The organism is Solirhodobacter olei, from assembly GCF_004010155.1.
In the GTDB taxonomy this organism is placed as follows: Bacteria; Pseudomonadota; Alphaproteobacteria; order Rhodobacterales; family Rhodobacteraceae; genus Solirhodobacter; species Solirhodobacter olei.
Genome location: NZ_RRYH01000002.1, coordinates 171,012 through 187,516, shown reverse-complemented (window position 1 = coordinate 187,516; position 16,505 = coordinate 171,012). Strand labels below are relative to the sequence as shown.

Below are 16,505 nucleotides of genomic sequence, written 5' to 3'. Positions count from 1 at the left end.
ACGAAAAACCCCCCGCCTTGCGGCGAGGGGCGTGGTCTTCCGGACTCTTGCGGCAATCAGCCGGCGAGCGCGTTGTTCAGGTATTCGTCGACCTTCTCCAGGTAGCCCATGGTGGTGAGCCACTTCTGGTCCGGCCCAACGAGCAGCGCGAGGTCCTTGGTCATGTAGCCGTCCTCGACGGTCTGGACGCAGACCTTCTCGAGCGTCTGAGCGAAGTTCAGCAGCGCCGCGTTGTCGTCGAGCTTGGCGCGGTGCTTCAGGCCGCCGGTCCAGGCGAAGATGGAGGCGATCGAGTTGGTCGAGGTCTCCTTTCCCGCCTGGTGCTGGCGGTAGTGACGGGTCACCGTGCCATGCGCGGCTTCGGCCTCCACGGTCTGCCCGTCGGGCGTCATCAGCACCGAGGTCATCAGGCCGAGCGAGCCGAAGCCCTGCGCCACCGTGTCGGACTGCACGTCGCCGTCGTAGTTCTTGCAGGCCCAGACGTAGCCGCCGGACCACTTCAGCGCCGACGCCACCATGTCGTCGATCAGGCGGTGTTCGTAGGTGATGCCGGCCTTCTTGAACTTGTCGGCGAATTCCTCGTCGAAGACCTTCTGGAACAGGTCCTTGAAGCGCCCGTCATAGGCCTTGAGGATGGTGTTCTTGGTCGAGAGATACACCGGCCAGCCCTTGACGAGGCCGTAGTTCATCGAGGCGCGCGCGAAGTCGATGATCGACTGGTCGAGGTTGTACATCCCCATGGCAACACCGGCGGCGGGAGCGTCGAAAACCTCGCGCTCGATCACCGTGCCGTCCTCGCCGACGAATTTCATCGTCAGCTTCCCCTTGCCGGGGAACAGGAAGTCGGTGGCGCGGTACTGGTCGCCGAAGGCGTGGCGGCCGACGACGATCGGCTTGGTCCAGCCCGGCACGAGGCGCGGCACGTTCCTGCAGATGATCGGCTCGCGGAAGATGACGCCGCCCAGGATGTTGCGGATCGTCCCGTTGGGCGAGCGCCACATCTTCTTGAGGCCGAATTCCTCGACGCGGGCCTCGTCGGGCGTGATGGTCGCGCATTTCACGCCGACGCCATATTTCGCGATCGCGTTGGCCGCGTCGACAGTGATCTGGTCGTCGGTGCGGTCGCGCTCCTCGATGCCGAGGTCGTAGTATTTCAGATCGACGTCGAGATAGGGCAGGATCAGCTTCTTCTTGATGAAGTCCCAGATGATCCGGGTCATCTCGTCGCCGTCGAGCTCGACGACGGGGTTGGCTACCTTGATCTTGGTCATGGGCCCCTCTCGGTTGTGCCGTGGATTCGTTGCGGCGGGTCTTAGCGGAAAAGGGGGGCGATGGGAAGGCGGTATGCGGTTGTATACCGTTTCGTTCAGAGCGCCGCTTCAACCCCGGGCGAAGACCTGCCGCAGCCGGGCGTGGAGGTGGGTCCAGATCGCCGGCGCGCCACGGGCGATCTTGACGCCGACGCGTGTCTCGATCTGGGGCAGGGTGACGCCGTATTCCGTCCAGGAGCCGCCGCCGGAGGCGAGGTTCTGCAGCACCGGCTGGGTCCGGTCGAGCGATTTGGCGAAGACGGCGTCGGGCGTCTCGGCGGCCTCGAACTCCTGCCAGAGGGCGAGGAAGGGCGCGCCGATGTCAGGCGGCAGCAGGCCGAAGATCCGCGCGGCGGCCTTCGCCTCGGCCTCCTGGATCTCGGCCGAGCCATGGGCCTGGCCGTCCTGGGAATGCAGCGGCACGTCGCCGACGTCGATCTCTACCAGGTCATGCAGGATGAGCATGCGCAGGACGCGGTTGATGTCGACCTCCGGCCCCGCCTGATCGGCAAGCGCCATGGCGTAGAGTGCGAGGTGCCAGGAATGCTCGGCCGAGTTCTCGCGGCGGGAGGCGTCGGCGAGGGGGGAGGCGCGCAGGACAGATTTGAGGCGGTCGGCCTCTGTCAGGAAGGCGAACTGGGCGGTGAGGCGGCTGGCCTGTGGGTCCGGGGTGTCCATTGGCGGGTGGCCTCCTGCGCTTTCGGGTCTGGGCGGGATGTAGCGCGGAACGGGGGGAGGGTTAAAGGCCGGAGGCTGTGGGTGGAGGCCTCGGCCCGAAACAGCGGTGCGCAGCACCGCCGGGCCAGCGCCCGTCCGCCCGGACGACTGGGCGCTGGCCCGGTGCCGTGATGGGGGCTTAGACGCTGGTGTCCCGGGGGGCTTCGGGGGCGGCGCCGTCGCCGCGATGGGCGGCCAGGGCGCGGTCCAGGAAGCCGTGGCCGCGGCGGGAGGCCAGGCTGAGGCGCATCGCCGTCATGTAGGCCTCCTGCAGGGTGGGCGAGAGCTCGCCGATGACGCGGCTGACCTTTTCGTGGAAGCGGTCGTCTCCCATCTCGTCCATCGCCGCCATGGTCTTGCGGGCGAGGTCCTCGGCCAGTTCGTCCATCAGCGCCATGGCGGCCTCAGCGGGAGGCTTCGCCGAGCCGGCGCTTCACGTAGGAGGAGACGGTGGAGATCATCGTGTCCATATGCGGTTCCTCGAAGAAATGGCCCGCGCCCTCGACTTCCTCGTGGGTGATGGTGATGCCCTTCTGCTCGTGCAGCTTGTTGACCAGCGCCAGCGTGTCCTTGGGAGGCGCCACGCGGTCGGCCGAGCCGTTGATGATCAGGCCGGAGGCCGGGCAGGGCGCGAGGAAGGAGAAGTCGTACATGTTCGCGAGCGGCGCCACCGAGATGAAGCCGGTGATCTCCGGCCGCCGCATCAGAAGCTGCATGCCGATCCAAGCGCCGAAGGAGAAGCCCGCGACCCAGCAGTGCTTGGCGTTCTGGTTCATCGACTGAAGGTAGTCGAGCGCCGATGCGGCGTCGGAAAGTTCGCCGATGCCCTGGTCGTATTCGCCCTGGCTGCGGCCGACGCCGCGAAAATTGAAGCGCAGGACGGTGAAGCCCAGGTTATAGAAGGCGTAATGGAGGTTATAGACCACCTTGTTGTTCATCGTGCCGCCGAACTGGGGGTGCGGATGCAGGATGATGGCGATCGGCGCGTCCTTTTCCTTCTGCGGGTGATATCGGCCTTCGAGCCGGCCTTCCGGCCCCGGAAAAATCACTTCGGGCATTGCGTGCCTGATCTCCTGCGTCCCTGAGCTGCCGTCATTCTTGACGGAATTGCTCGGACTTCCTAGAACCATTCCAAACCGGATCGCGCCGGGTGGCAAGGAGGTAAGGGGCCTTGCCGCCCGCGTCAATGGATTTGGCCATATCGGCCGTGGTTTTGGCCGGTCAATCTGCGGAGGAAGGCATGAAACTCTCCACCAAGGGGCGCTATGCGATGGTCGCGCTGACCGATCTGGCGCTGGCGCCGGCAGATGAGCTGGTGGCGCTGGCGGCGATCGCGAAGCGGCAGGACATCTCGCTGCCCTATCTCGAGCAGCTCTTCGTCAAGCTGCGCCGGGCGGATCTGGTGGTGTCGGTGCGCGGGCCGGGCGGCGGCTACCGCCTCGCGCGCGAACCCGCGGAGATCCGGGTGAGCGAGATCCTGGAGGCGGTGGACGAGACCGTGAGCGCGATGCACCAGGGCGCGGGGGCCTCGGGCGGGATCTCGGGCTCGCGGGCGCAATCGCTGACCAACCGGCTGTGGGAGGGGCTGTCGGCGCATGTCTACGTCTTCCTGCACCAGACGCGGCTGGCGGATGTGGTGAGAAACGAGATGCGGCCCTGTCCGGCGGTGCCGGCGCTGTTCCGGGTCGTGGACGAGGACTGAGGGATCGGGTCCTGGGGCCGTCTGCCCCCGGATCCCCGAGGATATTTCTGGACAGAAGAAGCGGGCGCGTGGCGGAACGGCTTTACCTCGACTGGAATGCGACGGCGCCGCTGAGGGCCGAGGCGCGGGCGGCGATGCTTGCGGCGATGGAGGCTGTCGGCAATCCGTCCTCGGTTCATGCTGAGGGGCGGGCGGCGCGGGCCATCGTGGAGAAGGCACGGGGGCAGATCGCGGCGGCGCTGGGGGCGGATGGGGCGGATATCGTCTTCACCTCCGGCTCGACCGAGGCGGCGGCGCTGGCGCTTGCCGGGCGGGGCCTTGCCTGTGCCGGGATCGAGCATGATGCGGTCGCCGCATGGTGCGAAGGCGCGCTGCCCGTGGCGAGGGACGGGCGGGTGAGGGTGGCGGAACCGGCGCGGGCGACGCTGCAACTTGCCAATCCCGAGACCGGGATCCTGCAGGATCTGCCCGAGGGGCTGGCCGTCAGTGACCTGACGCAGGGCTTCGGCAAGGTGCCCGTGGCCTTCAACTGGCTCGGCTGCGAGATGGGGTTCGTCTCGGCCCACAAGCTGGGCGGGCCCAAGGGCGTGGGGGCTCTGCTGCTGCGGCGGGGGCTTGATGTCGAGGCGCGCATCAGGGGCGGCGGGCAGGAGATGGGCCGCCGCTCGGGCACCGAGAACATCATCGGCATCGCCGGTTTCGGCGCCGCGGCCGAGGCGGCGGCGCGGGACCTGGCAAACGGAACCTGGGAAAAAGTTGCCGAAGTTAGAAATATTCTAGAAGACGCATTGGCCTCGGCCGGAAAGACGACTATTATTGTCGGGAAAGAGGTGCCGCGGCTTCCGAACACGATCTGCGCCATCACCCCGGGCTGGAAGGGCGAGACGCAGGTCATGCAGATGGACCTTGCCGGATTCGCGGTTTCGGCCGGGTCGGCCTGTTCGTCCGGCAAGGTCCGGCCGAGCCGGGTGCTGCGGGCGATGGGCTATGAGGACGAGGCCGCGGCCTCGGCCCTGAGGGTTTCGATCGGGCCCGGGGTGGAGCGCGAGGATGTGCTGCGCTTCGCCGAGGCCTGGGGGGCGCAGGCGCAGCGGCGCTTGCGCAAGACATGAGGTTCTGGGCGCAAGCCCATGATGTATGAAGGAAAAGATATGGTAGCTCTGGACAAGTCCGAGGTGCGCGAAGGGGTCGACCGGGAGACGATCGAGACCGTCAAGGCGATGTCCGGCACCTATAAATACGGCTGGAACACCGAGATCGAGACCGAATACGCGCCCAAGGGCGTGAACGAGGATATCGTCCGGCTGATCTCGGAGAAAAACGGCGAGCCGGAATGGATGACCGACTGGCGCCTGAAGGCCTTCCGCCGCTGGGAGCAGATGGAAGAGCCGAAATGGGCGATGCTCAACTATCCGAAGATCGACTATCAGGACCAGTATTACTACGCCAAGCCGAAGAGCATGGCGGAGAAGCCGAAGAGCCTCGACGATGTCGATCCGGCGCTTCTGGCGACCTATGAGAAGCTGGGCATCCCGTTGAAGGAGCAGATGATCCTCGCCGGCGTCGAGGGCGCGGCGGAGACGCCGGCCGAGGGGCGCAGGGTGGCGGTGGACGCGGTCTTCGACTCGGTCTCGGTCGGCACCACGTTCAAGGAAGAGCTGAAGAAGGCCGGCGTGATCTTCATGTCGATCTCGGAAGCGATCCGCGAGCATCCGGAGCTGGTGAAGAAATACCTCGGCTCGGTCGTGCCGCAGTCCGACAACTTCTTCGCGACGCTGAATTCGGCGGTCTTCTCTGACGGGTCCTTTGTCTACATCCCGCCGGGGGTGCGCTGCCCGATGGAGCTTTCGACCTATTTCCGCATCAACGCCGAGAACACAGGGCAGTTCGAGCGGACGCTGATCATCGCAGACAAGGGCAGCTACGTGAGCTACCTGGAGGGCTGTACCGCGCCGAAGCGGGACGTGGCACAGCTTCATGCGGCGGTGGTCGAGATCGTCATCCTCGAGGACGCCGAGGTGAAGTATTCCACGGTGCAGAACTGGTTCCCCGGCGACGCCGAGGGCAAGGGCGGGATCTACAATTTCGTCACCAAGCGGGCCGACTGCCGTGAGGCGCGGGCCAAGGTGATGTGGACGCAGGTGGAGACCGGATCGGCGATCACCTGGAAATACCCCTCGTGCCTGCTGCGCGGGGACGACAGCCAGGGCGAGTTCTACTCGATCGCCATCGCCAACAACATGCAGCAGGCCGATACCGGGACCAAGATGACCCATCTTGGGAAGAACACCCGCTCTCGCATTGTTTCAAAAGGGATTTCGGCCGGCAAGGCGCAGAACACCTATCGCGGTCTAGTCTCGGTCCATCCGAAGGCCACGGGCGCGCGGAACTACACGCAATGCGACAGCCTGCTGATCGGCGACAAGTGCGGGGCGCACACGGTTCCCTATATCGAGGTGAAGAACAACTCCTCGCGCGTGGAACATGAGGCGACGACCTCGAAGGTGGACGACGACCAGCTGTTCTACTGCCGGAGCCGCGGCATGGACGAGGAGGAGGCGGTGGCGCTTGTCGTCAACGGCTTCTGCAAGGAAGTGCTGCAGGCGCTGCCGATGGAGTTCGCGATGGAGGCGCAGAGCCTTGTCGCCATCAGCCTGGAAGGCAGCGTGGGCTGACGGCGGGGCGCGGTTCCCGACAGGATCAAATGCCCCGCGGGGCGCAGTTTCACCCATGCCGCGCGCATGGAGCGGATGAGGAAAAGATGCTTGAGATCAAGAACCTGCATGTAAAGCTCGAGGAAGAGGACAAGGTGATCCTCAAGGGCGTCAACCTGACCGTGGAGACCGGGAAGGTGCATGCGATCATGGGGCCGAACGGCTCGGGGAAGTCGACGCTTTCCTACGTGCTTTCGGGCCGGGACGGATATGAGGTTACCGACGGTTCGGCCGTGATGGACGGCGAGGAGCTTCTGGAGATGGAGCCGGAGGAGCGCGCGGCGGCGGGGCTGTTCCTGGCGTTCCAGTATCCGGTGGAGATCCCGGGCGTGGGCAACATGACCTTCCTCAGGACCGCGGTGAACGCCCAGCGCAAGGCGCGCGGCGAAGAAGAGATGAGCGCGGGCGAGTTCCTGAAATTCGTGCGCGAGAAGGCGAAGGCGCTGAAGATCGACGCCGAGATGCTGAAGCGGCCGGTGAACGTCGGCTTCTCGGGCGGCGAGAAGAAGCGCAACGAGATCCTGCAGATGGCGGTCCTGGAGCCGAAGATGTGCATCCTCGACGAGACCGATTCGGGCCTCGACGTCGATGCGATGAAGCTGGTGGCCGACGGGGTGAACGCGCTGCGCTCGGAAGGGCGGTCGTTCCTGGTCATCACGCATTACCAGCGGCTTCTGGACCATATCGTGCCGGACGTCGTGCATATCATGGCTGACGGGCGGATCGTGAAGACCGGCGGGCCAGAGCTGGCGCTGGAAGTCGAGAAGAACGGCTATGCGGATCTCCTCGCGGAGGTGATGTGATGGCGCTGGCGCAGGCGAAGCGCGCGGCGACCGAGGCGCGGCTGGAGGGGCTTTCGCTGCCCGCCTCCGGCGCGTGGCTGGCGCAGGCGCGGGGGGCGGCGCTGGCGCGGCTTTCCGAGATGGGGTTGCCCGGGCGGCGCGACGAATACTGGCGCTGGACCGACCCGACCACGCTGGCGGCCGCAGAGGCCCCGGCGGCGGCGCTCTTCGACGATGGCGGCGAGCGGCCGGCCTTTGACAAGATCGACCGCGTGACGCTGGTCTTCGTCGATGGCGTCTTCGATGCCGCCGCTTCGGACGATCCGGCGGCGGCCGAGGTGGAGATCACGCGGCTGGCCGAGGCCGGGGCGCAGGACATCCACTGGGCCAAGGACCTCTACGGCGCGCTCGAGGCGCGGGGACAGGCGCCGGTCGCGCGGCCCTTCGCAGCGCTGAACACGGCGATCGCCACCGATGGCGTGCTGATCCGGGCGACGGGCAAGGCCGCCAAGCCGGTGAGCCTGGTTTATCGCCACGCTTCGGAGACATCGGACGCGATCCTCCATCACTGCGTGAAACTGGAAGAAGGGGCAGAGCTGACGCTGCTGGAAAGCGGCCCCGGGGCCGCGCGCTTCTCTACCGTGCTGGAGGTCGAGGTCGGCGATGGCGCGGCCTTCCACCACATCCGCACCCAGGGCCGCGACCACGAGCGGCGCGTGGCGGCGCATCTCTTCGCCCGCCTCGGCGCCGAGAGCCGGTTCAAGACCTTCACGCTGACCGCCAACGGCGTTCTGACCCGCAACGAGACGGTGGTGGAGCTGACCGGCGACGACTCGGTCGCGCATATCGCCGGTGCCGCGATGGGCGATGGCGGTTTTCATCATGACGACACCGTCTTCATCACCCATGACGCCGAGCGCTGCGAAAGCCGCCAGGTCTTCAAGAAGGTGCTGATGAACGGGGCCGAGGGCATCTTCCAGGGCAAGATCCTGGTGAAGCCCGGCGCGCAGAAGACCGACGGCTACCAGATCAGCCAGTCGCTGCTGCTGGACGAACGCAGCCAGTTCCTCGCCAAGCCGGAGCTCGAGATCTACGCCGACGACGTGCAATGCTCGCATGGCTCGACCTCCGGCGCGATCGACGAGACGGCGCTTTACTACCTGCGCTCGCGCGGGGTGCCGGAGCGGGCGGCGCAGGCGCTGCTGGTGCAGGCCTTCCTTGCCCAGACGATCGAGGAGATCGAGGACGAGGCGCTTTCCGAAGACATCCGCACCCGGCTGGAGGCCTGGCTCGCGCGCAGGTTGGGGTGATGTCGGTCAGCGCGGATATCCTGAGAAGCTACCGGCAGCCGCGCGTGGTCATGCGCGGCCTGCTGGCGATGGGGCCGCGCGAGGATCGGGCGCTGGTGTTCCTGGCGATGGCGATCGGGATCGGGTTCCTGGCGCAATGGCCGCGGATGGCGGAGATGGCGCGTGCGGCGCCCGAAGCGGGGCTTTCGGGTTTCGCCGCGGGCGAGGTCATGGCGATCATCATCCAGGCGCTGTTCGCCTACGGGCTGGCGGCGCTGGTGCGGCTTGGCGCCAAGGCGTTTCGCGGCCGGGGCAGCTGGTTCGGCGAACGGCTGGCGCTGTTCTGGGCGATGCTGGCGACGAGCCCGCTGATGCTGGTCTGGGGCGCGGTCTACGCGATCTTCGGGCCGGGGATGGTGCAGGAGGCGGTGAGCTGGATCGTGCTGGCCGCGTTCCTCTGGATCTGGATCGGCGGCATCCGGGCCGTCGAGGGGAGAGCCGAATGAACGCGCGGACCGACTGGTGGGGACTGGCGCGGGAATCGCTGACCAGTCCGCGGGCGGCGGCGCGCGCGATCCTGAACATGAAGCTGAGCGACCTCGTGCTGTGGGAGGGGATGGTGCTGGTCGCCATCGTCTCGGTGCTGATGATCTTTGCCGAGATCTACATCGGTGGCGGCGCGCGCGGCGCCTTCGTGGTGATCGCAGGGGCGCCGCTTTTGATGGCGGCGATACAATTCGCGACGCTGGTGCTGACGGTCGCGGCGCTGGCCGGGATCGGGCGGGCCTTTGGCGGGCATGGCGACTGGTCCGGCGCCATGGCGTTGGTGGTCTGGCTTCAGGTCATCATGCTGGGCTTCGCGGCGGCGCAGACGGTACTTTACCTGCTGCTGCCGCCCCTGGCGGACATGCTGGGGCTGCTCTCCATCGTCGTGCTGCTGGGGCTTCTGACCAATTTCGCCGCCGAGCTGCACGGCTTCACCAATATCTGGAAGGTCTTCGCCGGGGTCATCGGCGCGGGCGTGGTGCTGATCCTGACGATCAGCTTCCTGATCTCTCTCTTTCTTACCGGCCTTCCGGGAGGGGCATGATGTACGACGTGAACGCGATCCGGCAGGATTTCCCGATCCTTGCCCGCCAGGTGAATGGCCGCCCGCTGGTCTATCTCGACAACGGCGCCTCGGCGCAGAAGCCGAAGGTGGTGATCGACGCGATCACCCAGGCCTATTCGATGGAATACGCCAATGTTCACCGTGGTTTGCACTACCTGTCCAACCTCGCGACCGATAAATACGAGGCCGTGCGCGGCATCATCGCCCGCTTCCTGAACGCGGCCACCCCGGAAGAGATCGTCTTCACCTCCGGCACGACGGAGGGGATCAACCTCGTCAGCTACGCCTGGGCGGCGCCGCGGCTTCAGGCGGGCGACGAGATCGTCCTGAGCGTGATGGAGCATCACGCCAATATCGTCCCCTGGCATTTCCTGCGCGAGCGGCAGGGCGTGGTGCTGAAATGGGTGGAGATCGACGCGAACGGCGACCTCGATCCGCAGGCGGTGCTGGACGCGATCGGGCCGAAGACGAAGCTGGTCGCCATTACCGAGATGTCGAACGTGCTGGGCACGCGGGTGGACGTGGCGGCGATCTGCAAGGGCGCCCGGGCGCGCGGCGTGCCGGTGCTGGTCGACGGCAGCCAGTCGGCCGTGCATGGCCCGGTCGACGTGCAGGCGATCGGTTGCGATTTCTACGCCATCACTGGCCACAAGCTCTACGGTCCCAGCGGCTCCGGCGGGATCTATATCCGCAGGGAGCGGCAGGCGGAGATGCGGCCCTTTCTTGGCGGCGGCGACATGATTCGCGAGGTGACGCGCGAGGCAGTCAGCTACACCGACCCGCCGATGAAGTTCGAGGCGGGCACGCCGGGGATCGTCAACCAGATCGGCCTCGGGGTGGCGCTGGAATACCTGATGGGTCTCGGCATGAAGAATGTCGCGGCGCATGAGCGGGCCCTGCGCGACTATGCGCGCGAGCGGCTCGGCGGGCTGAACTGGCTGCAGGTGCAGGGAAATTCGGCCGACAAGGGGGCGATCTTCTCCTTCACCCTCGACGGGCCGGCGCATGCGCATGACATCTCCACCGTGCTGGACAAGAAGGGCGTGGCGGTGCGCGCGGGCCATCACTGCGCTCAGCCGCTGATGGAGCATCTGGGCGTGACGGCGACCTGTCGCGCCTCCTTCGGGCTTTACAACACCGAAGGAGAGGTGGACGCGCTGATCGATGCGCTGGAGCTGTGCCGGGACCTCTTTGCCTGAGGCCCGGCCATGCGCGGCGCCCCGGCGCTGCCGATGCGCTGAAGCAGGACGGAACGGGGGCCGGAACGGGCGACCCCCCGTAGCCTGCGCCGGGACGCGGAATCATCCAATCGAGACGCTGTTCTGCGGTTTGAGGGGAAGTGGCGCACCCAAGAGGAATCACATACAACTAATGCGAGAGTGATCCTGTCACCGCTCGTGACATTTTTCGCATTATATAACGGTATGTTAGACCGTTACGGTTGATCTGGACAACGCCCCCGTCAGGGGGTACAGGTGCGAATAAGTACAGAAATAAGTACAGAAATGCGGGGGTAGAATGGGTGCGCTCAACCGCCTCAAGGACAGCCAGCTACGCGGCGATGGAAAGAAGGACATATGCGACGGTGGAGGCCTCTGGTTTGTTCGCGAAGGGCCCAATTCAGCAAGCTGGTACTTCCGCTGCCAGCGTCCGGGGATGCCATCCAAGACCGGACTTGGCCCGTACCCTGCGGTCTCCCTTGAACGCGCCCGACAGATCGCCGCCGACTGCCGCGCGGCGGTGGCGGCAGGTCAAAGCCCGCGCGACGTGGTTGCGAACATCAGGGGGCGTGGCCAAAAGTTCCTGACGTTCAAGGAAGCCGCCAACTTAACGTATGAGTCAAAGAAGCCCGGCCTACGAGGCAAGAACCAGTCCGGCGAATGGCTGCGCACCTTGGAGCTACATGCGTTCGGCCGCCTTGGAAAATTGCGATGCCGTGACATCACGGTTGATGACGTGGAGGCCGTCCTTAGGCCGCTTTGGCATGACAACCAGCCTACGGCTAAGAAAGTGCGTCCCCGTATCAAGGCCACATTAGAATTCGCGAAGGTGCGCGACCCCGCTGTCAACGCGAACGTCACGGACGATGTAGCAAAGCTGTTGGGGAACCACGGGCACAAGCCAGCGCACCACGCTGCCCTAAACTATTTGGACGCTCCGAAGCTCTACAAGAGCCTGTCCGAGAGCCTCGAGCACTTGGCGTTCAAATTCTACCTCTTGACTCTCCCTCGCATTCGTCCGGTCCGCACCATGACGTGGAAGGAAGTCGAAGGCGACGTGTGGTCCATGGGTGAAGGCCGGATGAAGAGTGGCAACCCCTTCGCTGTGCCGCTGTCATCGGCAGCGCAAGTGCAACTCGAACTAGCGCGGTTGCAGACCAAGAGGTATGGCCCAGATGAATACGTCTTTCCTAACTCGAAGGCGTACAAAGCTGGAATCATGACGGAAAACGTGTTCAACAACTGGCTCAAGAACTCGGGCATCCCTTCTACTGCTCACGGTTTACGCTCGACTTTCCGAGACTGGGCGGGCGAGACGGATGCCTGCGACAGGCTAACAGCGGAACTCGCCCTAGACCACAAGGTCAAAGGGGGGGTGGAGAAGGACTATTTTCGCTCAACTCTGTTTAATAAGCGCCGGGAAGTCATGGAAAAGTGGGGACAATTTGTCTCAGGCATCGACGCTGACACCCCGTTCCTGCTTCGGGCCGATCAAGACGACGCGGACCAGTCCATGTCACTTAACGACATCAAGGCCGAACGGGAATTCATTGAGAATGCAGACAAAAAGCGTCGCAATGCGGAGTGGGCCAAAGACGGCGCGGCTGTGGCGGCTTGGTATCGCGAGTCCGGCGCCGAATAAGCCGATCCTCCCGCTTCTCCCTAACACGGCAAGGTTGCATAGATGGGGGCGTTCCGACACCATGGCCATACGTTCGTAGGAGGTACGCCATGCTGTCGGACAAAGTCGTCGCCGTTTTGCGCAAGAAGGAGATTCCCGAAACCCCGGAGATGACCGAAGCCGAGGCATGGGCACTGATCAGCCAGCATGACAGGCGCCTGCGCAAGCCCAAGCCTTCAGTCAGTGTTTGCTTTTCCGGATTCACGGATGCGGAAGCCAGCGAGCTTAAGGAGGCGGCGAAGGCCAGCGGCTTCGGCGTGAATTCCGGTATCGTCCGCAGTACCACCCACCTTTGCTGTGGTCCCCTCGGCGCTGGCCGCTCGAAGCTTGCGAAGGCCGAAGAGCAAGGGGTGCGCGTCGTTGGCGCAGAGGAGTTTCGGCACATGCTGAACACTGGTGAAGTTCTGTAGGCGCCGATGCGCCTCGTCGCAGAGTCGATGAGGGCCGAGGCTGCTGCCCTCTGAATTTAGCAGGAGGTGATGTCCCTCAGCGACCGATGCAGGCGGAAGCGGTCAGGTCAAGCCCATGAGCTTTGTTCCAGCGCATACATGAGTGGTATGAGCTAAAGTAAACCAAGATCACGGCGGCGAACACGATGCACAAGCCAAGAATGATCGCGGCCTTTGTCGGGTCGCCCATCATTCGCCCACCGCATCTTTCCAGCCTTTTTGGTAGGCGGCGCGCATCAAGTTCAGGAGAGTGCCCATTCGCCGCCTTTGCTGTGCTGTGGGGTTTGGCCTCACAAACTGTGCGTCAAAGTAGGCTTTAATTTCTGGGCTCACTGGGACCTCTACTTGCCGATCATCGAGCCTGAAGCGAATAGTCGCCATTGGTCCTGAGTCGAATACCACTTCAGTGATGCTGATCTTGATCTCACCGGCCATTCCGTTCGCTCCGCCCCATTCGACTAAGGCAGCATGCCCGCAAAATTGAGCATCGGCAACTGGACACAACTTGCGGCATCATTTGGCCGCTAGCGGCGGCGACTAACCGTTCCAGCGTTGCGCCCAAGCGTCTCAGTATCCGATCACATGCGCGAGCACACTCGTGACCCGTTCTGTCCGTTTTCTTGACTTCGCGAGTGAAGTGTGAGAGAAAGGTCACACAAATACCTTGACATGGACTGCTAAATATTGCAGCCGAGTCAGCCGAATCGCTGCCGGGGGTGGCGATCTTCCCTGAAAACATAGCCCGCAAGGATCACCCCGTGCCCGGTCTCTTCACCCTAAACGTTGATTCTGTAACCGAAATCTTGAACTGCAACCCCATGACCGTGCGGCGCGCGACGGGTGATGCGCCATTTCGTCGTGCTGCCCGGGGTCGCAAGCACTGGCGCCTCAGTGAACTGACCTGTGGGTTCCGCCAGCCCCACCGCAGGGGGTTGTCTGGTGGTGACTTGCGCGAACTGGCGGTATTCGACGCCGAGGGGCGCGCGCCAGACCTCGTGGGTCGGTGGGACCTCTATGTTGGCGATCAGCCCACGGTCGCCTTGCATAGGGTCCTCACCGACCCCGAGCGCGCGCGCTTCGCCGACGTGCGCCGGGCGCTGCGCCGTGGCGCGCTGGACGCGCTCTGGACAGGTGCCGTGACAATCCCCGAGGCCGTATGGGGTCAGGCCCTCTGTGCCCCGTCAGTGCTGCGCTACGTTCTCGGCGACGACGCATCCGAGCTGCCCCGCGATTGGGCGCGGGCAGCGACAACCTTCGGCCTTCTTCATGCACCGGAGGTGATCAAGGCGATCCCCCCGGCGCCAAGGTCGGCGCCCCACGTGTTTCTCCGGCGTGGGGCGCCGGCTCAGGTCTCATCCTTCAATGAAAGTGTACAAAATGTCTGACTTCGATCTCGCCCGCCTCGTAGACATCATGGGCGCCACCACAGCCGCAGTGATGACCGACGCTGTAAACGTCGCGTCTAGCGCTGCTGCATCCCTCGGCGTCCCGGTGTCGACCGACGAGATTTTGGCCTGCCCGAGTGTTCGCACCCACATCATGACCGATGGTTCTTACCCGCTCGATACGGCGCACGTCCTATCCGAGCTGCGCTCTAATGAAGCCGTGGCACTCCGTCTGCGGGAGCACCACGAAGACGCCAAGAGCGCTGCTGAGATTGGCGCCCACGCCGCGACCATGAATCCGACCCGCAGGTTGACCTACGGCAGGCAATTGGCTGGCGACGCGCAGGCGCGGGCCAACAGCGCCAAGCGCCACCAGATCAACAGTTCCTTGCTATCGCCCGAGGCCCAGCGCGAGCGCGCCGCCGATCTGAACTCCCGATCCCCAAGGAGCCGGGCTCAAAGGATAACCGAACACCGCCGGGGGCAGGAAGCAGACCAGAAGTGACCGACCGCGATCACTCCGGCCTTCTCAGCACCTTTGAGCACGTCCTCAGTATCGCCCGGCAAATCTACGACGCGGTGTCGGCGCCGAACAGCGGCGCCACTTCTAGCCTCGTGAACCGCAGCCTCGCCAAGGTGAGTGCTGGGGCGCACCGATACCATGAACTGCGGCGCTCACTGGTGGCAGTCGATGCCGCCCTCGCCGGACCAGAAACCCCAAATGCCGCTGGCGTGCCGAGCGCCGCAGAAGTGATGAGCACGATCTTGGACGTCTACCGTGGCTGATCTGCGCCAGAGAAAACTCCGGTACGTGCCCGCCTCGAATGGTGATGGGCTTATGACTGCGCGACCGGCTGACTCCGGCTGGGAGGAAGGTCTCGATGCATTTCTTTTCACCGCGCACGAGAATGCGCGTCTCGCCGAGACCAATCTAGCCGAGGGCAAGTACAACGCGGCAGTCACAAACGTGGAGGCCTCGCTCAATGCCTGCATCTTGGCGGCTGGATACGTGGCCGAGGAACAGGCCCGGCGGAACGAGGCTGAGCGGGCTGCCGCGCGAGATCATCAACCGCGTCAGCGGGGCGAATTTCCACCGGTAGTGATCTGGCTCGGCTTCCTCGCCGCTGTCGAAGAGGAGCTGGCGCGGGACGGCCTGCACTTGCCGCCGAGACTCATCGCAGACGGCGGCGACATGCGCAAAATGATCGGCACCGAGATGGCTGCCGAGCGGCGAAACCGCATGGCCGCTGCTCTGGCACACCAGTTCGCCCGTGCCGGGCAAGAAATCCCAAGAGAAGACGAAGAAGATGACTGACCTTACACCGCTCCAAGCGTCGAAGCTGCTTTGTGCTGCGACCGACGCCCTCGACATCAACGACGCGCCCCGGCGCGGCCACCTCCTCTACGACCGGGCATGGATGGCCCGTCTGGAGGCAATTGTGACACTCCCATTCGCCGATTTCGCCGAAGCCTGCTCCTGCGTTCTGGATGTTGTCGCGGCAAATGTGCCCGCGTGGCGAACCAGCGTGTCCGCTGCATCGGTCGCATGGGGCGTTAGGTCCCACATCGCAGAATATGCCATCCGAATGACCGGTGCAGAACACCTGCCGGCGCACGGCGTCTATCAGTTCCGCCCGGGCGTCGAGAAGGTAGTTGACCTGTTCCCAAGGCAAAAGGCGGCGTGATGGCGAACGGCGAAAAAGAAAGCGCCCTTCGCGACATCTTCCCAAACAATCGCACAATTTCAGAACACTATCCCGGCAAACTCCGCTTGAAGCGGAGTTTGCCGGAACCGCAGACTTAAGTTATATTAAGCAATTTCAAGCACTTGTAAGACTTTGTCTCCCGTCATAACTTCCCCCGCTACAAGGACGGAAATCCCTATGGCGCGTAAGAAAGGAGGCACAATTGACGATGGTGAATAGCGTGGGAGCGACGCACCCGCGTGAGATGGCTCACGTATGAGCTGGAAGAACGTCCGAAGGCGCGGGCGGGCGCTTTTCGGCACGGCCAAGATGGAGCGGTTCGGTACCAAAACCAGCTCGACACCGCCGCCTAGAAATTAATCCAATCGCCCCCGCGTGGGGTGAGATGTTGATTGGCGGGTGTTGGCCCGCTGAGATCGATTGAGTGTGAGTAACCAGC

Annotated in this window: 20 protein-coding genes; 15 read left to right on the top strand and 5 right to left on the bottom strand. The window is 64.4% G+C overall.

What is annotated here, in order from left to right; genetic code table 11:
* Window positions 1-56: 56 nt before the first annotated feature.
* The 4 genes from EIP85_RS00920 to EIP85_RS00905 all read right to left on the bottom strand — a co-directional run bounded on the left by EIP85_RS00920 (window position 57) and on the right by EIP85_RS00905 (window position 3,085).
* Window positions 57-1,271, bottom strand: a complete 1,215-nt coding sequence (locus EIP85_RS00920; protein WP_127900255.1) for an NADP-dependent isocitrate dehydrogenase — start codon at window positions 1,269-1,271, stop codon at window positions 57-59.
* A gap of 108 nt (window positions 1,272-1,379) precedes the next feature.
* Entirely contained in the window at window positions 1,380-1,988 is a 609-nt protein-coding gene (locus EIP85_RS00915) for an HD domain-containing protein (protein ID WP_127900254.1), read from the bottom strand.
* A gap of 178 nt (window positions 1,989-2,166) precedes the next feature.
* Window positions 2,167-2,424 (bottom strand): hypothetical protein, encoded by a 258-nt coding sequence (locus EIP85_RS00910; RefSeq protein WP_127900253.1) that lies wholly within the window; start codon window positions 2,422-2,424, stop codon window positions 2,167-2,169.
* 7 nt (window positions 2,425-2,431) lie between these two features.
* Window positions 2,432-3,085: an alpha/beta hydrolase gene (locus EIP85_RS00905; RefSeq protein WP_127900252.1), complete on the bottom strand. Its 654-nt coding sequence runs from the start codon at window positions 3,083-3,085 to the stop codon at window positions 2,432-2,434.
* A gap of 182 nt (window positions 3,086-3,267) precedes the next feature.
* Between EIP85_RS00905 and iscR the strand changes: the two genes are divergently transcribed.
* From iscR to EIP85_RS00855, 10 genes are all read left to right on the top strand, one after another.
* On the top strand, window positions 3,268-3,729 hold the full coding sequence (iscR, locus tag EIP85_RS00900) for a Fe-S cluster assembly transcriptional regulator IscR (protein WP_127900251.1): 462 nt from the start codon (window positions 3,268-3,270) through the stop codon (window positions 3,727-3,729).
* 68 nt (window positions 3,730-3,797) lie between these two features.
* A complete protein-coding gene (locus EIP85_RS00895) occupies window positions 3,798-4,841 on the top strand; it encodes a cysteine desulfurase family protein (protein ID WP_127900250.1) in 1,044 nt (347 codons plus the stop codon).
* A 39-nt stretch (window positions 4,842-4,880) separates the two neighbouring features.
* The gene (gene sufB, locus EIP85_RS00890; RefSeq protein ID WP_127900249.1) at window positions 4,881-6,404 is read left to right on the top strand and encodes a Fe-S cluster assembly protein SufB; all 1,524 of its coding nucleotides are present in this window, start codon (window positions 4,881-4,883) and stop codon (window positions 6,402-6,404) included.
* A gap of 86 nt (window positions 6,405-6,490) precedes the next feature.
* Window positions 6,491-7,246 carry a Fe-S cluster assembly ATPase SufC gene (sufC, locus tag EIP85_RS00885; RefSeq protein WP_127900248.1) on the top strand — a complete coding sequence of 252 codons (756 nt, stop codon included), beginning with the start codon at window positions 6,491-6,493 and terminating at the stop codon, window positions 7,244-7,246.
* On the top strand, window positions 7,246-8,535 hold the full coding sequence (sufD, locus tag EIP85_RS00880; RefSeq protein WP_127900247.1) for a Fe-S cluster assembly protein SufD: 1,290 nt from the start codon (window positions 7,246-7,248) through the stop codon (window positions 8,533-8,535). The genes sufC and sufD overlap by 1 nt, the downstream gene beginning before the upstream one ends.
* Entirely contained in the window at window positions 8,535-9,020 is a 486-nt protein-coding gene (locus EIP85_RS00875; protein ID WP_127900246.1) for a YIP1 family protein, read from the top strand. Before sufD ends, EIP85_RS00875 begins: the two co-directional genes overlap by 1 nt.
* Window positions 9,017-9,604 (top strand): Yip1 family protein, encoded by a 588-nt coding sequence (locus tag EIP85_RS00870; protein WP_127900245.1) that lies wholly within the window; start codon window positions 9,017-9,019, stop codon window positions 9,602-9,604. The genes EIP85_RS00875 and EIP85_RS00870 overlap by 4 nt, the downstream gene beginning before the upstream one ends.
* The gene (locus EIP85_RS00865) at window positions 9,604-10,824 is read left to right on the top strand and encodes a cysteine desulfurase (protein WP_127900244.1); all 1,221 of its coding nucleotides are present in this window, start codon (window positions 9,604-9,606) and stop codon (window positions 10,822-10,824) included. The genes EIP85_RS00870 and EIP85_RS00865 overlap by 1 nt, the downstream gene beginning before the upstream one ends.
* A gap of 319 nt (window positions 10,825-11,143) precedes the next feature.
* Complete coding sequence (locus EIP85_RS00860; protein WP_127900243.1) at window positions 11,144-12,487, top strand: tyrosine-type recombinase/integrase; 1,344 nt, start codon at window positions 11,144-11,146, stop codon at window positions 12,485-12,487.
* A gap of 89 nt (window positions 12,488-12,576) precedes the next feature.
* Window positions 12,577-12,936, top strand: coding sequence for a BRCT domain-containing protein (locus EIP85_RS00855; RefSeq protein ID WP_127900242.1), 360 nt, complete (start codon window positions 12,577-12,579; stop codon window positions 12,934-12,936).
* A 228-nt stretch (window positions 12,937-13,164) separates the two neighbouring features.
* Here the strand turns inward: EIP85_RS00855 and EIP85_RS00850 are convergent, their stop codons facing one another.
* The gene (locus tag EIP85_RS00850; protein WP_127900241.1) at window positions 13,165-13,410 is read right to left on the bottom strand and encodes a hypothetical protein; all 246 of its coding nucleotides are present in this window, start codon (window positions 13,408-13,410) and stop codon (window positions 13,165-13,167) included.
* 323 nt (window positions 13,411-13,733) lie between these two features.
* Here EIP85_RS00850 and EIP85_RS00845 point away from each other — a divergent pair, with 323 nt between their 5' ends.
* Genes EIP85_RS00845 through EIP85_RS00825 form a run of 5 tightly spaced genes read left to right on the top strand, consistent with a single transcriptional unit; the run spans window position 13,734 to window position 16,045 of the window.
* Window positions 13,734-14,360 carry a hypothetical protein gene (locus EIP85_RS00845; protein ID WP_127900240.1) on the top strand — a complete coding sequence of 209 codons (627 nt, stop codon included), beginning with the start codon at window positions 13,734-13,736 and terminating at the stop codon, window positions 14,358-14,360.
* Entirely contained in the window at window positions 14,353-14,865 is a 513-nt protein-coding gene (locus EIP85_RS00840) for a hypothetical protein (RefSeq protein ID WP_127900239.1), read from the top strand. The genes EIP85_RS00845 and EIP85_RS00840 overlap by 8 nt, the downstream gene beginning before the upstream one ends.
* Window positions 14,862-15,146, top strand: a complete 285-nt coding sequence (locus tag EIP85_RS00835; RefSeq protein WP_127900238.1) for a hypothetical protein — start codon at window positions 14,862-14,864, stop codon at window positions 15,144-15,146. Before EIP85_RS00840 ends, EIP85_RS00835 begins: the two co-directional genes overlap by 4 nt.
* The gene (locus tag EIP85_RS00830; protein ID WP_127900237.1) at window positions 15,139-15,675 is read left to right on the top strand and encodes a hypothetical protein; all 537 of its coding nucleotides are present in this window, start codon (window positions 15,139-15,141) and stop codon (window positions 15,673-15,675) included. Before EIP85_RS00835 ends, EIP85_RS00830 begins: the two co-directional genes overlap by 8 nt.
* Window positions 15,668-16,045, top strand: coding sequence for a hypothetical protein (locus EIP85_RS00825; protein WP_127900236.1), 378 nt, complete (start codon window positions 15,668-15,670; stop codon window positions 16,043-16,045). The genes EIP85_RS00830 and EIP85_RS00825 overlap by 8 nt, the downstream gene beginning before the upstream one ends.
* Window positions 16,046-16,505: the final 460 nt, after the last annotated feature.

What these genes read in the sequence shown, in the direction of transcription:
- EIP85_RS00920 (WP_127900255.1), bottom strand. Translation starts at nt 1,271, where the DNA reads ATGACCAAGATCAAGGTAGCCAACCCCGTCGTCGAGCTCGACGGCGAC.
- EIP85_RS00915 (WP_127900254.1), bottom strand. Translation starts at nt 1,988, where the DNA reads ATGGACACCCCGGACCCACAGGCCAGCCGCCTCACCGCCCAGTTCGCC.
- EIP85_RS00910 (WP_127900253.1), bottom strand. Translation starts at nt 2,424, where the DNA reads ATGGCGCTGATGGACGAACTGGCCGAGGACCTCGCCCGCAAGACCATG.
- EIP85_RS00905 (WP_127900252.1), bottom strand. Translation starts at nt 3,085, where the DNA reads ATGCCCGAAGTGATTTTTCCGGGGCCGGAAGGCCGGCTCGAAGGCCGA.
- iscR (WP_127900251.1), top strand. Translation starts at nt 3,268, where the DNA reads ATGAAACTCTCCACCAAGGGGCGCTATGCGATGGTCGCGCTGACCGAT.
- sufB (WP_127900249.1), top strand. Translation starts at nt 4,881, where the DNA reads ATGGTAGCTCTGGACAAGTCCGAGGTGCGCGAAGGGGTCGACCGGGAG.
- sufC (WP_127900248.1), top strand. Translation starts at nt 6,491, where the DNA reads ATGCTTGAGATCAAGAACCTGCATGTAAAGCTCGAGGAAGAGGACAAG.
- sufD (WP_127900247.1), top strand. Translation starts at nt 7,246, where the DNA reads ATGGCGCTGGCGCAGGCGAAGCGCGCGGCGACCGAGGCGCGGCTGGAG.
- EIP85_RS00875 (WP_127900246.1), top strand. Translation starts at nt 8,535, where the DNA reads ATGTCGGTCAGCGCGGATATCCTGAGAAGCTACCGGCAGCCGCGCGTG.
- EIP85_RS00870 (WP_127900245.1), top strand. Translation starts at nt 9,017, where the DNA reads ATGAACGCGCGGACCGACTGGTGGGGACTGGCGCGGGAATCGCTGACC.
- EIP85_RS00865 (WP_127900244.1), top strand. Translation starts at nt 9,604, where the DNA reads ATGTACGACGTGAACGCGATCCGGCAGGATTTCCCGATCCTTGCCCGC.
- EIP85_RS00860 (WP_127900243.1), top strand. Translation starts at nt 11,144, where the DNA reads ATGGGTGCGCTCAACCGCCTCAAGGACAGCCAGCTACGCGGCGATGGA.
- EIP85_RS00855 (WP_127900242.1), top strand. Translation starts at nt 12,577, where the DNA reads ATGCTGTCGGACAAAGTCGTCGCCGTTTTGCGCAAGAAGGAGATTCCC.
- EIP85_RS00850 (WP_127900241.1), bottom strand. Translation starts at nt 13,410, where the DNA reads ATGGCCGGTGAGATCAAGATCAGCATCACTGAAGTGGTATTCGACTCA.
- EIP85_RS00840 (WP_127900239.1), top strand. Translation starts at nt 14,353, where the DNA reads ATGTCTGACTTCGATCTCGCCCGCCTCGTAGACATCATGGGCGCCACC.
- EIP85_RS00825 (WP_127900236.1), top strand. Translation starts at nt 15,668, where the DNA reads ATGACTGACCTTACACCGCTCCAAGCGTCGAAGCTGCTTTGTGCTGCG.